Consider the following 18432-nt stretch of genomic DNA (forward strand, 5'->3'; position numbering starts at 1 on the left):
CTGCCTCCTACTTTAATTCGATTAAAGAAAAGAATCCAAATCAAAAGTAGAATACTTATTCAATGCTTTACCGTGGCTCACTAAAAAAGCATCTGCCGTTTTACGCCCTTCTTTAAAAAGCATGCGTAAGAAATCCCATTCGGCATTGAGCTTGGAAGAATAGCCCAATTTGACCATTTTCGCGCTGGTAATTCGATGGATACGCATTTTTGCCCAACGATCCCGCTCACCAGAGTCCGGGTTAATGGTTTTACGTAATAAGGCGATCATCCGCAATTCCTTCATCAGCGTTGCATTAAAAGCAACCTCATTAAGGCGGTTGAGAATGTCACGAGCAGTTTTCGGTGTTCCTGGACGCTCTACAGGATTAATTTGCACCAGAACCGTATCACTGGATTCGCATTCTTGCACCAAGGGTGTTATGGTGGGGTTGCCGGTGTATCCTCCATCCCAATAAGCTTCCCCATCAATTTCTATAGCTTGAAACATTAAGGGCAAGCATGCTGAGGCCAATAAAACATCCGCATTAATTTCTTTGTTTTTAAATACTTTACCACGACCAGTACGCACATTGGTTGCCGTAATAAATAATTTGATGGGGGATTGCGTTAATAAGGAAAAGTCAATACTCTCAGCCAATATATCACGCAGTGGATTTAACGCGATTGGATTAAGATCATAAGGCGAAAACACCTGACTGGCCATTTGAAAAGTAAGAAAAGAAGGAGAATAATCCATAGTCCACTTCCCAGAAACTATGTCCAACCATCCTCTTTGTAAAGGGCTAAAACGTGCAGCCTCAGAAACTCGATACCAAAACGCCCGCAAGGCCCTACGCGCCCCTTCTGCGCCATTTCGCGTAAAGCCGCAGGCCATAACCGCAGCATTCATTGAACCGGCTGAAGTCCCTGAAATTCCCTCTATCCTCACCCGAGGCTCTTCAAGCAAGCGGTCAAGAACACCCCATGTATAGGCCCCATGAGCACCGCCACCTTGTAATGCTAAATCAATAAGAACAGGCTTCCCTCGTGTCTTGGATCCTTGCGATTTTTTATCCATTAATAGCCGCACCTAAAGACATACCTATAGGTAAGTTTAGCAGTCTTTTGTGTGAACGTTGGTGTTCACACGGAAGCAGCTAGCCTTGAATGCAGAATCAGCATTTCCTTACATAAGCCATCAACTCTCCAACTGAACCAGCAAATCTCGAGCATCAGAAAGCCCGTGGTCATCGACTGCCCTTACCACAAACTTTCCTGGTCTGGCATGCCATAAAAATGATTTTCCTGCCTTGGTCTTAGCGACAAAGGTTTCATTAATAAACCAATACACGTAAGCAATCCCAGCATCAGTAACTGCCGTAAAGGGAATCGTATTATTTTGTTGCGAATTCGCACGAACGATATAACTAATACCCGCTTGCGGTGAGGTAATTTGGGGGGTAATCCCTATATTACCTGATAAGCTACAATCTGCTTCAAAAAATGGTGGTATATGTCGCTGTATCCCTGCTCGTTTAAAAATCTGTAATAAATCAGAAGGCCAAAACTCAAAAACCTCAAAGCGTGTATTTTCATCAATATGACAGGTACGCAGGCCATTTTTGCTATTAATCGCCACCTCACGATAAATGGTGTCCGTTTTTATAGGAGATTTTCCTGGAATAAACCAGGTCCATTCCCTATCCTTGCAAAAACGGGTAGGTAACATTCCCGAAGCGCTGCATACTTCAATCTTTTTCAGGTTCATATGCTCTGGATGCTTCTCTAAAGCCTTCAAAGGACCACGCTCTTGTTTCAGAGCATCCACCAATTCAAAAAATAAAGGAGCGGCAATGTCTTTCCCAATAAAAGCAGGATTTGCCTTATTATCAAAATTTCCCACCCAAACCGCCAAAGCATAGGGGCCAAAAACCCCAACACTCCACGCGTCTCGATATCCCGAAGAAGTTCCAGTTTTCCAGGCGACGGGTAATTGCGACCAGCTCCTGTAATTTACGTCTTGATGTGGTGTACTTTGTAACATATCCAAAACCAAATAACTTGCTTCAGAACTTAATAATCGTTGTCCCTTAGGCCTAGTTTCACTTTGTAACAGACGCGTAGGGTACCAAACCCCATCATTAGCCAACATGGCATAGAAACCAATCAACTCGCGCATGGTCAATTCCACCCCACCCAGGTTTAACGATAAACCATAATATGATTCGGAACGTAAATGGCTTACCTGTCCTTGCTCTAGCAACTGATGCAATGAGGGCTTATTTAATAGGCTTGAAAGGTAAATAGCAGGAATATTACGACTTAAAACTAAAGCATCCCGTGCTTTAATTGGCCCCATAAAGTCATAATCAAAATTTTCTGGATTATAGCCATTAAAACTATGAGGCACATCTTTTAGAACCGTATTGGGATGAATCAGGCCTTGATCTAAGGCCAATCCATAAATAAAAGGTTTTAAAGCAGACCCGGGAGAGCGCTTGGTTTCAGTACCATTAATCTGCCCCCCAATTTCCCGATTGAAAAAATCAGCAGATCCCATAAGGCCTTTAACTCCCATATCGCGAGTATCCACTAATAAAACGGCAGCGTTTTGCACCCCTAACCCTTTTTTTCTCGCTAAATAGCTTCGTGTAATTCGTTCGATAATAATCTGTGAGCGCGAATCTAACGTGGTCACAATATCTTGCTGCTTAGAAACCTCAGACAAAACTTTATTAACAAAATGTGGCGCAGCAAAAGGTAGAGAGCGGTTAGTTTGCATCACTAAAGGCAAATCAAACATTACCTTTTTATTCTTATCCTCCGGATGTTGCTCTAACCAGCGTTCAAATAAATGTGCTCTAATTTTTTTCAGATCCTGATTATTTGGCGTTCTTTTTCCAGGATTTTGCGGAATAATACTTAAGGTTAATGCTTGAGGTAAGCTGAGTTTATCTACTGTAGTACCAAAATAAACTAAACTTGCTGCACCAACACCTTCGATATTACCACCATAAGGGGCCAAATTTAGGTATGCCTCTAAAATCTCATCTTTGCTGTAATGCATCTCAATCTGAATTGCACGAAGAATCTGCCAAAGCTTTCCTGTTATTTTCTTGGAATTAATTCCATAGTGCATCCGCGCTACTTGCATACTAATTGTTGATGCGCCTACCCGCCGAGATTTGACGGCATAAGTTTGCCAAATTGCCTTTGCTGTAGCTAAGGGATTAATTCCATAGTGAAAACGGAAATACTGATCTTCTTGTAATAAGGTTGCATCGACTAATTGTTTAGAAATATGAGATAACGGAGTAAACAAGCGGTACTTCTCATCCCTACTCAAAGTCAGCCTTAATAATTGATGATGATCATCATAAACAGCCTTAGAAAAACTGGTGCCATCCAATAAAACCGGTTTGGGCAAAAAAAATAATAGCGCAAACCCACTGACAAACAGCAAAACAAGGATTATGCTTAAGCGTTTTAAATTTTTTTTCATGTTCGCTATTATGCACCAAAAAGAGTAAAATGGCGCCAATTTTGAAAAGAATTTATAAAAGGAAATAAAGCCCTTTGGCATTGCCAATTAGTCTAAAGAGTTGTCATTCCGGAGCAGACGGGAATAACAAATAAATTTGCTAATGGCACACGAAAACAGATATAGGCAATATTCCTCTTAAAAAATACCCGTCGAGCCAAGGCTCGCTTAACAGCCAGGATATATTATGAGCAAAAAAATATTCAATGCTTTCTCTGCTGTGTTTGGCAAATTAAATTGGAATAGCCCTCCCTGGCTGAGCTATCTAAAAAATAAATCGCAAACCTCTCCCAAAACATTCTGGGGAGGAAGTGTACTTGCTCTGCTCGTACTCTGTGCTGCAGGGTATGCTGCCTATTGGTATAAAAATCTGCCTCAGCCAATATACACCACCGCTGAAATTACGCCACCTGCCATTACTCCTAATGAGGAAACCTTGGTTCCAGGGAATCTAGTTATTGATTTTGGGGTAAAAAATAAGAATGGCTTTATTAATAAATCCGTTGCTCCTTTAAGCTTAGTTGGCCAAACCGTAACTAAAGGTATTGAAATATCCCCAACAATTCAAGGAACCTGGAACTGGAGCACTGACAGCCAATTAACATTTGTTCCTACCGAAGACTGGCCTGCAGGACAAAAATATACGATTAGGTTTGCGCCTGACTTTTTTGCGCCAACAGCCAATATGGAATCACATACTTACTCCTTCTCGACTTTGCCTTTCACTGCCAAAATTGCCGAATTCAAGTTATACCAAGATCCCGTCCATGTCGAAGTGCGAAAAGCTGTAGCCACAATTGAGTTTAACTTTCCCGTTAACCCTGAAAGCCTGGAAAAAAATACTGTCTTAGCATTCCAGTCTCAAGGAAAAACAGGCAATGCCACCCAATCGCTGCCCTTTTCCTACACCTATGATCAGCACAAACGAGTTGCTTACTTAAATTCAGATACCATTAACATTGAAGATGTGGCTCGTTTTTTACGCTTAACTCTGAATAAGAATGTTAGTTCATTAACTAAATCGGCAACATTACACAAAGAATTATCTGATAAAATACTCATTCCTGATACTCATGGATTCCTTAAGGTAACTTCCGCTTCAGCCTCAATTGTTCGTAATGAAAAAGACCGTCCTGAACAAATTCTCACAGTTGAAACGACTTTAGGTATTAATGAAAGCGAGTTTAATAAATCAGTACATTTTTACTTATTACCCAAAAATCGTCCTGCTACCGCAGCAGAGCCTGCAAAAGAGAATTATCAATGGCTCAATCCTGGAGAGATAACTCCAGATATATTAGCTTTAGCCACTCCATTGAACAAAGAGGCACTGCCGACTGAGCAAAATTATTCTACCTTGCATAGCTTTAAATTTAAGGCACAAACGCCCAGTTACATCTATGTTAAAATTGATAAGGGCATGAAAGGATTTGGCAACTTCAGCCTAAATGACGCATACACCGCAGTAATACCTGTGCCAGTACTTCCTAGAGAAATCAGTTTCTTACATAAAGGTTCTTTATTGGCCTTAGGTGGTGAAAAGAAGCTATCTGTATTAGTACGTGGTGTATCCGCAGTTAAATTCGACTTTGCACGGGTGCTGCCTGACAATGTAAATCAACTGGTCACACAAACCCAAGGTGACTTCAATAATCCCTACTTTATTAACCCATCATTTAATCAGCAAAACATCAGTAAAATTTCTAGTGACATTCAGCAATTTGATACTTCTGACTTAGCAAAGCAGCAATATACTGCTCTAGACTTTAGCAAGTACCTGGCTACAGAAGCGAATACCTCGGGGCCTCAAGGATTATTCCTTCTACAGGCAACGGAATGGGACACCGCTCATAATTCACCGCTGGATGTCAAAGCAAGTCGTTTAATCCTTATTACCGATCTTGCTCTCCTAGTTAAAGACAATAATAATGGCAGTCACGATGTGTTCGTAAACTCCATTACTCAAGGAGGACCTGTAGCTAACGCCACCGTAACAGTTTTAGGTAAAAATGGCCTACCTATTTTATCTCGGGTTACAGATGCTCAAGGGCGTGCCAACTTTCCTACTTTAAAAGATTTCATCGAAGATAGAGAGCCTACTGTATACCTTGCTCAACTAAATAATGATGTTTCATTTATTCCATTTAATAATACGAATCGTCAGCTCAATTTTTCTAAATTTGACATCGGCGGGCTTTATACTTATTACAGTCAAGACATGCAAAGTTTAACAGCCTATCTATTCTCCGACCGTGGTATTTACAGGCCAGGAGATACGGCCCATATTGGCATGATTGTGAAACAAACTTTTGCTCAAACTCAACCCGCAGGCTTACCTCTACAGGTTACCATTGTTGATCCGCGCGGCACTACCGTTAAAGATGAAAAAATTACCTTAAATGATTTAGGCTATATGGATCTTGATTTTGCTACTAATGCAAATTCACCTACGGGTCAATACACGGTGAATTTATTCTTAGTTAAGGATGATCATCCACAAAATTTATTAGGTTCAACTACTCTGAAAGTTTCTGAGTTTTTACCCGATAGAATGCGCATTACTACCAGCTTAACACCTAAGCCTGCTGCAGGCTGGAGTTCTCCAGCAAACCTAAAAGGTGAAGTAAGCCTGTGGAATCTTTATGGAGCTCCTGCGGCAAATAGAACAATAAGCGGAAAAATTTTGTTGGTACCGCAAAAAGTACAATTCTCCAAATTTCCCGACTATGTCTTTGCTGACCCCTTAATCGATCCCAAAAAACCTGCTAAGGTATTTACTGAAGCTTTAGCCAATACCAAAACCAATGATAAAGGCGAAGCTGAATTTGATTTAAATCTTGGGCGTTTTGAACAAGCAACTTATCAACTTACCTTTTTTGCTGAAGGCTTTGAAGCCGATGGCGGGCGAAGTGTAACTAGTCAGGTCCAAACACTAGTTAGCCCCCTGCCTTATTTTGTAGGCTATAAAGCAGATGGTGATCTTTCATTTATCAAACAAAATACTGCACGTGCAGTAAGCTATATTGCCGTAAACCCTGAACTAAATAACATCGATGTAAGTGACTTAAAAATACAGTTAATTTCCTTACATCCGGTTACAACTCTAGTTAAAAAGGCTGATGGTACCTACCAATATCAATCCATCATCCAATCCAGTATTGTCAGCACCACCCCGTTTACGATTAGTAAGCAAGGTACAAGCTATACCCTCCCTACTCAAACCATTGGTGATTATTCTTTAAGTGTTCTTGGAAAAAATGATACCGTACTTAGTCAATTAAAATTTAGTATTGTTGGGGCAAGCCAACAGCCTTTAGCAAAAAATGCTGAATTATCTATTAAGTTAAATAAAATTGAATATCATGCCAATGATGATATAGAAATTCAGATCACCGCTCCCTATACCGGTTCTGGATTAATCACCATCGAGCGAGATAAAGTCTATGCCGCTCAGTGGTTTAAAACTGATACCACCAATTCCGTACAAACCATTCGTATCCCTGCTGATTTTCAAGGAAATGGGTACATTAACGTAGCCTTTATTCGTGATTGGAACTCTCCTGAGCTCTTCATTAGTCCTTTAAGCTACAGTATTGCTCCTTTCTCTGTAAATCATGATAATCATAATGTAAAAATTGACTTAAAGACGGCAACAGTTTCTCATCCTGGAGAACCGTTAACTATTGAATACAGCACAGATAAACCAGGAAAAATCATTGTCTTTGCCGTAGATCAAGGCATTTTACAGGTAGCTCGCTATACAACTCCTGACCCACTGGCCTTCTTCTTTCAAAAGCAAGCACTCGAAGTATTAACAGAACAAACAGTGGATCAGATTATTCCTCAGTTTATTCAATCGCGTGAGCTATCTGCGATTGGGGGGGATAATGGCGAAGATAATATGGCAAGCCGTCTTAACCCGTTCAAGCGTAAAACTGATCTGCCTGTAGCGTTCTGGTCAGGCCTTCAAGATGCAGACACGACTCCACGTCAGCTTGTTTATCAGGTTCCAGATTATTTTAACGGCAGTATTAAAGTAATGGCTGTGGCCGTATCAACGGATTCAGTTGGCTCTAAAGACACCACTGCAGAAATTCGCGGTGATTTTATCATTAATCCTAACGTGCCAACCTTTGTGGCTCCTGGTGACGAGTTTGAAATATCCTCATCTATTGCCAATAACATTAAAGGTTCTGGCGAGCACACTTCAGTCGGCGTAGATTTAACTACCTCTCCGGAAGTGGAAGTGATTGGGGCTTCCTCTCAAACCTTAGAGATTGCGGAAGGTAAAGAACAAACTGTTCGTTTTAAATTAAGAGCCAAGTCATTATTAGGTTCAGCCACTGTTGGATTTAAGGCAACCGCAGCAGATAAATCCAGTAGCATGAGTGCTACCTTGAGTGTCAGACCAGCAACACCTTTAATGACTTATATTGATAGTGGTAAATCTAAAGAGAACCAAAAAACTTTAGATATTATACAAACCTTTTATCCTGAGTACCGCAATGTCAATGCAACACTCTCTACCAGCCCATTAATTCTGGTATTTGGTCTGCAACGATACCTGGATAATTACCCTTATGGCTGTACGGAGCAATTGACCAGTAAGGTTATGCCTTTATTAGCAATGAATAGCCAAACAGGTTTTGCCAGTGAAACTAAGGAAATCACCAGTAAAATAAATGCGACTGTACAAATGTTAAGCCAGCGCCAAATGTCTAGCGGTGGATTCAGCTACTGGCCAGGACTGGGTGATAACCAAGGAAATGATTTTGCTTCGGTTTATGCAATGCATTTCTTAACTGAGGCAAGAGCTCAAGGATTTACCGTACCTAATGATCTCTTCTTTAATGGCATTAACTACTTAAAAACACTGGCAAGTCAAAATGTTGCTGATTTGGACGCAGCACGAATTCAGGCTTATGCAATCTATATTTTGACACGTAATGAAATTGTGACAACAAATTACATTACGAATTTACAATTGTATTTAGAGCAAAACTACGCGAAGCAGTGGAGGAATGACCTTACCGCAGTTTATCTTGCAGGTGCCTATCAATTGCTACAAAGTCACGAAGAAGCAAATCAACTGATTGGCCAATACAAACCGCAACTTAATCTGTCTTCTGATACCGACTTTTATGACAGCAATATTGCCGATGCACAATATCTTTATATTGTGGCTAAGCATTTTCCCAATCTATTGCCTCAGGTGAGTGATACGGTGTTAATGCGCTTAATTCAAGCCATCAATAATAATGAAATTAATACAGTATTGTCAGGCTATGTCAGCCTGGCTTTGGGAGCTTATCCTCAAAATACTGCAATTAATGCATCCTCTAGCTTATCTATGACCAAAATATTGGCCAATAAGGAGCAAGTTCCTGTACCGGTTAATAATGCTAACTACCAAAAAGCTTCTCTAGGTACAGACACGAAGCAAATTCGCTTTGAAAATCCCGGTAAAGAGCTGTTCTTTTATCAGCTCATCCAATCAGGATTTAACACTATTCTACCTAAAGAGGCTGAAAAATCAGGTATTGAAATCTTTAGAGAATATCGCGATGCTCAGGGTCATGCTATTACGACAACTACATTAGGTAGTGAAATTGTAGTTCACATTCAAGTTCGCTCTTTAGAGGCAGATTATTTAACCAATATTGCCATTGAAGACTTGCTGCCAGGTGGATTTGAAGTGGTACATGACTCCGTAAAACTCAATAATATGGATTATTTCGATATACGCGAAGATCGAGTTAATTTCTTTGGAGGGTTAAGTAGTACCGCAACGGAATTAGTTTATAAAATTAAAGCGGTAAATATTGGCAAATATACCGTTCCTCCAGTATTTGCTGAATCAATGTATGATCCAAATACTTTTGCTCGTGGAGCTGCTTCGGTAATTACAGTAACACCTGGAAAATAAAAAAAGTTACCTGATTGCCTGCAATCAGGTTTTCCTTTGGTTAATAAACAATTTACAAAATTAATGAAGTCCTGGTTGCACGCAATCAGGGCTACACCGAAAAAAGCCTCCATTCTTTTCATTTATTAGTCTACACTTTATAGTGTACTTGTATATTATACAGGCGATCTGATAAGGACGTTGACATAAACCACTTATACGAGGTTAACATGAAAAAAATGGAATCAATTAAACTTGCGACACCTAATGATCTTGCCCCCAAAGATCGGCGCATAATTGCCCAAGTAATTAACCCACTTGTAGCAGACACTTTTGCCTTGTATGTTAAAACCAAGAATTATCATTGGCATATGTCTGGCCGTCATTTCCGTGATTACCATTTATTACTTGATGAGCAAAGCGATCAGATTTTTGCAATGATTGACGTATTAGCTGAGCGTGTACGCAAGCTAGGTGAAGAAACCATTCATTCAATCGGTCAAATTAAAGAATTACAACATGTTAAAGACGTTAATTCAGTACTCTCTGCTGAAGAAATGTTGCATGATTTGATGCTGGAAAATAAAAACTTTTTAGCCCGCATGCGTGAGGCTCACGAAACTTGCAGCGACAAAAATGATGTAGCAACAACAAGTCTTTTAGAAAATTATATTGACGAGACTGAACGAAGAGTTTGGTTCCTATTTGAAACTGTAGGTTCATAAAAATTGGCGTAGCGCAGGGAAGTTTAAAATTTAAAATTGAGTTTTAATCTGCCATTATTCCTTGCGAAGAGCGTCGTGATGAAGCAACCCAGGAGTTCGAATTATAGGGAGTCCTGGGCTCTTCGCTTCGTCCATAATGACGAATCTAAACAATACCTACAACCAAAACGTTCGCACAAAAATATACAATAGAGTCATTCCAATAATAGGGATAATTACAAATCCTAAAAAAACATGGACTTGAATTCTATTCTCTGCTGATGCACGGTAAAATTTTTTAAATCGTTTAAATAAAGACATTTTATCACTCCCAAATTCCTGCTCATCTTATTTTTATGAGAAAAACATACTCTGTAGCCCGTATTAGCGCTGCGTCTTTCAGCGCGCCAAGCTTCCAATCAACTCATGCCTCTCGTTTAAATGCATCCGGGTATTTATCCCCTTTAACTGCATTTGCAGGAATCAATCGCTCTAATAATTGCAAATCCTCTTCCGATAATGCCACCTCAAGCGCTCCTAAATTATCCTCCAGATAATTTAAACGCTTTGTTCCTGGAATTGGGATAATCTTACTGGGTTGAGCCAAAATCCAAGCCAAAGCTAACTGGCTTAAACTGCATTGTTTTGCCGCTGCAAGCTCTTTCAATTTTCCAATAATCATTTGATTTTTTTCAAAATTTCCTTCTTGGAAACGGGGTAACAGATGGCGAAAATCATCAGCAGCTAATTGAGACATATTGGCTATGGCACCTGTTAAAAAACCTCGACCTAAAGGGCTATAAGCCACAAAACCAATTCCCAGCTCCTGGCAAGTAGGTATAATTTCATGTTCTGGATTTCGTTCCCATAATGAATATTCCGTTTGTACCGCAGCAATAGGATGAACTTGGGCAGCTCGTCGAATGGTATCAGGTTTTACCTCAGAAATACCAATATAGCGAATCTTACCTTCCTTTACTAACTCAGCCATGGCAGAGATAGAGTCCTCTATAGGAGTTTGCTTATCCACCCGATGTAAATAATATAAATCAATGGCCTCCGTTCCCAAGCGCGTTAAACTAGCTTCACAGGCTTTTTTAATATAAGCAGGCGAACCATTAATAATGTAGTCTCGTGGCCCACCCTGCTCTTGTTTAGTAAATCCCACTTTTGTTGCCAAAATAATACGATCACGCTTCCCTTTTATGGCCTTAGCAATGAGCTCCTCATTATGACCCCAGCCATACATATCAGCCGTATCCAGAAGACTTACCCCTAACTCTAGCGCTCGGTGAATGACTTGCATAGATTGTATGTCATCTACAGGTCCATAGGATATCGACATTCCCATACAACCAAGCCCTATAGGGCTCACCCAAGGCCCATTTTTGCCTATCTGTCTTTGTTCCATAACGAATATCCTAATATTTAAAAAACAACTATTCCACCAGAAATTGCAGAAACACGAGGTCCGGGCAAAATAAATCCAGAAACATTTAAGGGGTCAACCGCAGCAACAGAAACCGGCTCATGTTCTATTTCTTTATTTTTAAAGGCGCGTAACGACTCAACAGCATAGGGTAAAGCAAATTGCTCGCCTAAAAATCCTTTCACAAAACGCCCACCCCTTATTTCGCCTCGCTCTTCCAGAGTTTTTAATACCGCATGCAACTCACGCCAGCGGGGAATATTTTTTTCACGGATCAGAAGATCACGGAAAACCACCCCATAGCGTTTAAGTAAAATCCAACAGACTGCCTCTACCTGCTCTGGTGTAAATGAGCCTACATTTTTTTTCAATAAAAACCAACGACCTGAACTGTACAAATGAGGATTGATCCTGCGCCTTTTTTTAATTAAGCGTCGCTTAGGATCAATTAATGAGCGTAAATTATCAAAAAGATCGGCCGTTGCAAGCCCTGCAGCAACTAATTCCCATAACCCCATTTCTACTTCAGACTTAAGATGATGCACCTCTTCCGTAATGTCCATAAAAAAGGATGCACCGTGCTGCAACAAATAAAAATAAATATCCTTAGCAATGTGACTTAAACCAGCTAAAGCCTCTTCGTCTAAACCCTTCTTGATCTCATTCATCCAAGAAGAATCTTTACGTAAGAAAAAAGTTACCGGCGCAATGCTGGTTGGTACTACGCGTTTGGGGTCATTATCAGCAGTCTCTGAGGTAGTAGATAAACGCCCCCACCCGACAATACCCATCATACATAATTTATCCAATAGTGAGGAATCATAATTTTTCACACGCTTTGAAAAAATAAGTGGCTCCCAGGCCTTAGCCGGAATTTCAAAACCTTGCAATTGTTCAATAATAGCCAGTAAACCTTGCTCACCTTGTAACTGTGTTCCTGGGGCAATATGCTGCCAAGTTAATAACCAGCGAACAAATTGCTCTGCGGTTATGGGTTCAATTTCCTGGCGCAACTTAGCTAAAGTTAAACGATGAATTCGCGCCAATAAACGACGCTCACACCATTCTTGCTGCAACGATTCACCGGTATAGCTACCCCGTAAAATAAGCCCGGAAGCCTCAAGGCGAACTAATACTTGCTGAATAGTGGGCTCGGGTAACGCTAAAGATTGACTTAATAAGAACGCAGTAGTAGGCCCTACATGATATATCCAGCCTTGAACTAAATGAAAAATTCCTTCATCGCGCTCTAAAGGGTTATTTTCTATGTCCTGTAGGGTATGTTGAATCAATGCATCAGGAAAAATCAGGGTAAAGGTTTTTGCCTTATCTACTGCGAACCAAAATACCCGATTCCCAACAAAGGCAATACCGGCTCGACCGGAAGCCACTAGTTCATCCATAAACTTTTGCCATAAATTAGTAGCCGCAAGGTAGGGTTCATAATTTGCAGGAAAAGCAATTACGCTCTGCAATAAATCCTGTAGTTCATCGGCATTGCGAACATCAGGCCAAGCCTGTTGCCGCACCTCATTAATTACCTCCGGATCAAGCTTTCCTAACTTACTAGCCAAGCTCGCAGGCAAAGTCTGCCTCATTTCCACTGCCCATGAACGCCGCTCCTCTAAAGGTGCATCATCTAAAAAGGCATAGGGGTTAGCATTTAAAATTTCATGGGCAAAAACCGAGGGTACAGTGGTATCAACAGCAATGCATTGAATCTCTTTATTTTTTATTTTAGTTAAAAGCTCCAAAAGGCCATCAATATTCAAAGCTTCCGTTAACGAATCCTTCATTGCTTCATTAATTAAGGGATGATCGGGTAATTCAATGTCATCAATATCTACATTATCCTGGCACGCCACTGCAGCCGGAAAAACGGCCGCTAACAAATCCTCTGCTCGCATACGCATGAGATAAGGCGGAACTTTGCGTCCATTACTAAAACGCACTAAAGCTAAGGCTCTGCCCGCATCCCAACGCCAACGAGTGGGAAACAAGGGAGATTGCAATACTGCTTTTTCCACTATACCTCTGGCAGTCTGGGGACTGAGGAATGCAAATACATCTGCTAAAGGAAAGCTATGCTGCTCCGTCAAAGAAATATTAATGCCATTATCTGTAGCGGCTGCTTGTAATTCTACGTTAAAAGAACGACAAAAACATTTTCTTAATGCTAACCCCCAGGCCTTATTAATACGTGCCCCAAAAGGAGCATGAATCACCAATTGCATTCCTCCTGACTCATCAAAAAAGCGCTCTGCGATAATTCGTTGCTGGGTAGGGACGGCGCCAAGCAAGGCACGGCCTTGTAAAATATAGTCAATAATTTGTTGCGCTCCGAGCTCATCAACATGACAAGTATTGATAAGCCATTGCTTCATTTCTAACAATGAATCCTCTGAACTCGTTAAATTAGAACTAAGCCATTCACGCAAATTAGAAACACGCAATGAAAGCTCCGCGGTACGTTCCGGAGCCTCTCCGCGCCAGAATGGCACGGTGGGCGAAGCGCCATGGGCATCTTCGACAAAAACTTGCCCTTTCGTGTTTTCAATCCGGTTAATTCTCCAGGAAGTACTTCCAAGTAGAATAATGTCACCTCGATGACTTTCTACAGCAAAATCCTCGTCTAGAGTGCCCACCACGCCTCCAGACTCTTCTGCTTTTACTGTAAATAAACCATTATCCGGAATAGAGCCGCCACTGGTTATGGCAATTAAACGACTACCTCGGCGCGCTTTCAATAGATGGTTTACCCTGTCATGGAACAGATAAGCGCCATAGCGACCACGCATCCCAGAAATTCCTTCACTTAGCATCTGAACCACTGCATCAAACTGCTTCCGTGATAAGTCCTTATAATGAAATGCCCTACGCATTAAAGAAAATAGCTCATCCGCTTGCCAATCCTCAGTGGCACAGGTGGCAACAATTTGCTGTGCTAAGATGTCCATTGGTTGTTGGGGGATAACTAACTGGTCTAAATCCCCTTCCAAAATAGCATTTACAATCGCTGCGCACTCGAATAACTCATCACGCGTAGTAGCAAAAATACGGCCCTTTGAAATCGCACCACGCCAATGGCCTGCTCGCCCCACTCGTTGTAACATTACAGCAATGGAGCGTGGAGAACCCAGTTGACATACTAAATCTACTGAGCCAATATCAATTCCTAATTCTAAGGATGCTGTTGCCACCAAGGCTTTCAGCTCGCCATTTTTTAATCGCGTTTCTGCAGACAAGCGTAACTTTTTGGATAAGCTTCCATGATGTGCGACGACTAAATCTTTCCCTAGACGCTCTGCTAGATGATGGGCTGCGCGTTCCGCGACCCGGCGTGTATTAGCAAAAATTAAGGTTGAACGGTTTTGTTGCGCCAATTCAGCAATGCGATCGTAAATTTCATCCCAAATTTGATTAGAGGCCACTGAGCCTAGCTCGCTGCGTGGGATTTCTACATGAAGCTCTACATGCTTGGCATGTCCTATATTGATAATTGCGGGTTGAGATCGATTGTTACCTACTAAAAAATTAGCGACTAAATCCAGGGGTTTTTGAGTTGCCGATAAACCTATACGTAAGGGTGGATGGAAGGTTAAGGCTTCCAAGCGCTCTAGTGATAAAGCCAAATGCGCCCCACGTTTATCATCAGCTAGGGCATGAATTTCATCGACAATAACCGTTTTAATAGTACGTAAAATTTCCCGGCTTTTGCCTGCCGTGAGCAAAATATAAAGGGATTCAGGAGTTGTGACCAAAACATGAGGTGGATGTTTGAGCATTGCTTGACGCTCTTTGGGAGATGTGTCGCCAGTACGCACGAGCACATTAATTTCAGCCATGATTAAACCTTGCTTTTTAGCAAGAGTCATAATTTCTTCTAAAGGCCCCATTAGGTTTTTTTGTACGTCATTGCCTAACGCTTTTAATGGAGAAATATAAAGCACTTCCGTTTCGTGATGTAGCTGGCCGCTAAGCGCTTGACGCACTAGTTGATCAATACACGCTAAAAAAGCGGCAAAAGTTTTTCCCGAGCCGGTTGGGGCCGAAATGAGAGTATTACGCCCCGAGCGAATGAAGGGCCACCCTTGTTTTTGCGGTTCTGTTGCTGAGCCAAATTTTTCTAAGAACCACTCTTGTACTATTGGATGGGCCCATGCAAGACTGTTATCAATATTCACAGAAATCAACCCTGGATGAGTCATTAGAAAAATGGAATTATCCAGTTAAGTATATCACATGTACTGGTTTGGGTCGTAGCTAGCTGAATTGGGAGCCTCTTATTGCCCCGTTTAGTGCAAAAAGATAAAACAATCATAAGCGTTCACGAAAAGTTGCTGCTGGTTGATCGAGGCTCGAAACTCTGGGTTGCTTCACTTCGTTCGCAATGACGGGTACCCTATTTAACCTCCATCAATCAACGAATTTTAATTGGGGTAATCGCGCAATTCTAATCCGTCATTGCCAGAAACGTAGTGACAAAGCCACCCAGGGTGCGTGGCATAGAGCCTGAATTACTGCCCATAGCACATCAATGACGGGGGCAATTAAACATATCTCGCGAAATTAATTCCGCTTGTAAGCAACCAGGCTTAAGCCTTATTTTCTTTTATCTGATTTTGATTTATCAGCATGCTTTTTCATTTTATCTTGATTATGAGAAGCATGTTGCTGGTCATGGCGGCGAGCATCTTGTGATTCATTCTTGAATTTATTGTCTTTGGACATTTCCTTTCTCCATAAGATAAATAAGGTTAAATTTTTTACTACAGACTTAAATTTAGCCCTTCCTGTTAAAAAAAGCAAATATTGGCAATGGATAGATATTATATAAATTTACATTTCATTTAATAAAAGCTTAATTTTTATCCAATATAATTTGCACACAATATGAACAATCGGCATTACTAAACACCATGAAAAGAAAACTTGAATCACATAGCTATGAAAAAAATTATTATAAAGAAACAGACGGCAAAATTTTATTAATTGAAGATAAGGGTCAACAGAAAAAAATCGATAGTTTTATGAGAGCGCATAATACTACGCCAGCAAATACCGCGGTTGAAGCAGGTTATTCAACCTATGGTTTTTATGGCAAAAAAATTTCCATAAATACTTCTATGTTAAAAAAACGAAGAATGAAAGCCTGTAGCGAACTTTCTAGAAACGATCAGGCGCCTACCTTACCTGTCTCTTGCTTAGCTTCTACAGAACATGTTATTGCGATGGGAAATGATGTAACCAATTTCGAGTCAGAATTCGAGCCCAAAACGAAGCTCAATGTAATGTATTTGATTCAGCTATCCTGTGATAATACAAAAAATAAGCAAAAAATAATGCAGTCAATACTTGATACCCTTCATTTGCATGATGATACATTAAACAAGCATAATGTAAAAATTACTTATAACAGTAAAAAAGAAGTTTTTGAAATTAGAGTAGGTACACAGGTTGCTGATATTCAATTAATTATTCAAGCATTAAATACTAAAAAGGAATTTAATATCATTGACTGTGAGTTTAAAGATATCGGATTAAACCAAGGCGTTTGTCTTGTAAAGAGAGATGCATCTAATCCCATTCATGCCATGGTAAACATAGCCAATTCGGAACGAAAAAAAGGATTCCTTGAGCGAGATGCAGGGACCACATCAGGTAGATTGGCAGCAGCTTATCAAGATAGTCGTTGGGTATATAACTTTTTCACTAGCTTAAAAGATATGCGCGAAAAAACTCATTATCCCCAAAATACTTTTGCTATAAAAATCTATAAAGATGAAGAAAGTTGTATGGAAAATCGATTAAAAGCATAATTAAAGGCGCAGGCTTGCCCTGCGCCCTGTGTGATCATTAATTTATTTATTAAATTTCGACCACTATCTTGCCTATAGCCTTTCCAGACTCCATTAATTTATGCGCCTCACCTATATTTTCTAAAGAAAATTGATGTAAATCAATAAGCGGCTTTAAATCGCCGTTATCTACTAAAGTGGCAATGGCCTTTAGAATCCTGCCATGGCGTTCACGCTGAATATTATTTAATAAGGGCAATAATATAAATACGGCATGAAAACTTGCAGAGCGCGCATGTAAGGGGGTTAAATCATGGGGCATTTTGGCTTGAATGCTAATCACATTTCCATACATGGCGACTGCAGCGATTGATTTATCTATATTATCACCACCCACCGTGTCAAAAACCACATCAAAGCCTTTCCCATCCGTCAAGCGCGCTACATAATCCTCAACCGACTCTTTTTTGTAATCGATTGTTTCTTTTGCGCCTAAAGCCCTGGCTATTTCTGATTTGGTAGGAGAAGAAACTGTTGCATATACCTCCGCCCCAGCCCATTTAGCCAACTGGATTGCAATGTGCCCAACGCCGCCAGTGCCTGCGTGAATTAATACCTTTTGTCCAAAAGTAACTCTAACTTTTTCAAATAAAGCTTCCCAAACAGTAATGGATACTAAAGGCAATGCCGCTGCTTGTAACATGTCTATCGATTTAGGCTTATTCGCGATTAAGCGTGCATCCACCAGCATATACTCAGCCAAAGCACCCGCCTCATTGGTAAAGCCACCCGCAAAGCCATAAACTTCATCCCCCACCGAGAATGCCGTAACGCCCTCCCCAACCTCCTCTATCACGCCAGCCATATCCCCATGCAAAATTGCCGGAAATGCAGGAGCAATCTGCCCATACGCCCCTGAGCGCACCTTACAATCGACAGGATTGACACTCGTTGCTTTAACGCGAACTAATACATAACCTGCTTTAACTTCAGGAATAGAAACTTCCTCTGTTTTAAAAACGGAATAGTCACCAAAAGATGATATAGTTTGTGCTTTCATAGCGCTCCTAAAAT

The 18432-nt window shown here is 40.7% G+C and carries 9 protein-coding genes; 3 read left to right on the forward strand and 6 right to left on the reverse strand.

Going from position 1 to position 18432, the window contains the following annotated elements:
* Nucleotides 1-21: 21 nt before the first annotated feature.
* Nucleotides 22-1059: a patatin-like phospholipase family protein gene (locus BN3124_RS12990; RefSeq protein WP_058535208.1), complete on the reverse strand. Its 1038-nt coding sequence runs from the start codon at nucleotides 1057-1059 to the stop codon at nucleotides 22-24.
* A 120-nt stretch (nucleotides 1060-1179) separates the two neighbouring features.
* On the reverse strand, nucleotides 1180-3483 hold the full coding sequence (gene pbpC / locus BN3124_RS12995) for a penicillin-binding protein 1C (RefSeq protein WP_058535209.1): 2304 nt from the start codon (nucleotides 3481-3483) through the stop codon (nucleotides 1180-1182).
* A gap of 226 nt (nucleotides 3484-3709) precedes the next feature.
* Here pbpC and BN3124_RS13000 point away from each other — a divergent pair, with 226 nt between their 5' ends.
* Nucleotides 3710-9448, forward strand: a complete 5739-nt coding sequence (locus BN3124_RS13000; protein ID WP_058535210.1) for an alpha-2-macroglobulin — start codon at nucleotides 3710-3712, stop codon at nucleotides 9446-9448.
* A gap of 209 nt (nucleotides 9449-9657) precedes the next feature.
* Nucleotides 9658-10152 (forward strand): Dps family protein, encoded by a 495-nt coding sequence (locus BN3124_RS13005; RefSeq protein WP_058535211.1) that lies wholly within the window; start codon nucleotides 9658-9660, stop codon nucleotides 10150-10152.
* Nucleotides 10153-10555: 403 nt separating this feature from the next.
* Here BN3124_RS13005 and BN3124_RS13010 read toward each other — a convergent pair whose 3' ends face one another.
* The 3 genes from BN3124_RS13010 to BN3124_RS17465 form a co-directional block, all read right to left on the reverse strand.
* Complete coding sequence (locus BN3124_RS13010; protein WP_058535212.1) at nucleotides 10556-11542, reverse strand: aldo/keto reductase; 987 nt, start codon at nucleotides 11540-11542, stop codon at nucleotides 10556-10558.
* A gap of 17 nt (nucleotides 11543-11559) precedes the next feature.
* Nucleotides 11560-15744, reverse strand: coding sequence for a DEAD/DEAH box helicase (locus BN3124_RS13015; protein ID WP_058535905.1), 4185 nt, complete (start codon nucleotides 15742-15744; stop codon nucleotides 11560-11562).
* A 418-nt stretch (nucleotides 15745-16162) separates the two neighbouring features.
* Nucleotides 16163-16291: a hypothetical protein gene (locus BN3124_RS17465; protein ID WP_269057628.1), complete on the reverse strand. Its 129-nt coding sequence runs from the start codon at nucleotides 16289-16291 to the stop codon at nucleotides 16163-16165.
* 188 nt (nucleotides 16292-16479) lie between these two features.
* Between BN3124_RS17465 and BN3124_RS13020 the strand changes: the two genes are divergently transcribed.
* A complete protein-coding gene (locus tag BN3124_RS13020) occupies nucleotides 16480-17379 on the forward strand; it encodes a hypothetical protein (protein ID WP_058535213.1) in 900 nt (299 codons plus the stop codon).
* A 49-nt stretch (nucleotides 17380-17428) separates the two neighbouring features.
* On the opposite strand, the gene BN3124_RS13025 is transcribed toward BN3124_RS13020, so the two are convergent.
* Nucleotides 17429-18418 carry a zinc-dependent alcohol dehydrogenase family protein gene (locus tag BN3124_RS13025; RefSeq protein ID WP_058535214.1) on the reverse strand — a complete coding sequence of 330 codons (990 nt, stop codon included), beginning with the start codon at nucleotides 18416-18418 and terminating at the stop codon, nucleotides 17429-17431.
* Nucleotides 18419-18432: the final 14 nt, after the last annotated feature.

The organism is Legionella saoudiensis, assembly GCF_001465875.1.
GTDB classification, from domain to species: Bacteria; Pseudomonadota; Gammaproteobacteria; order Legionellales; family Legionellaceae; genus Legionella; species Legionella saoudiensis.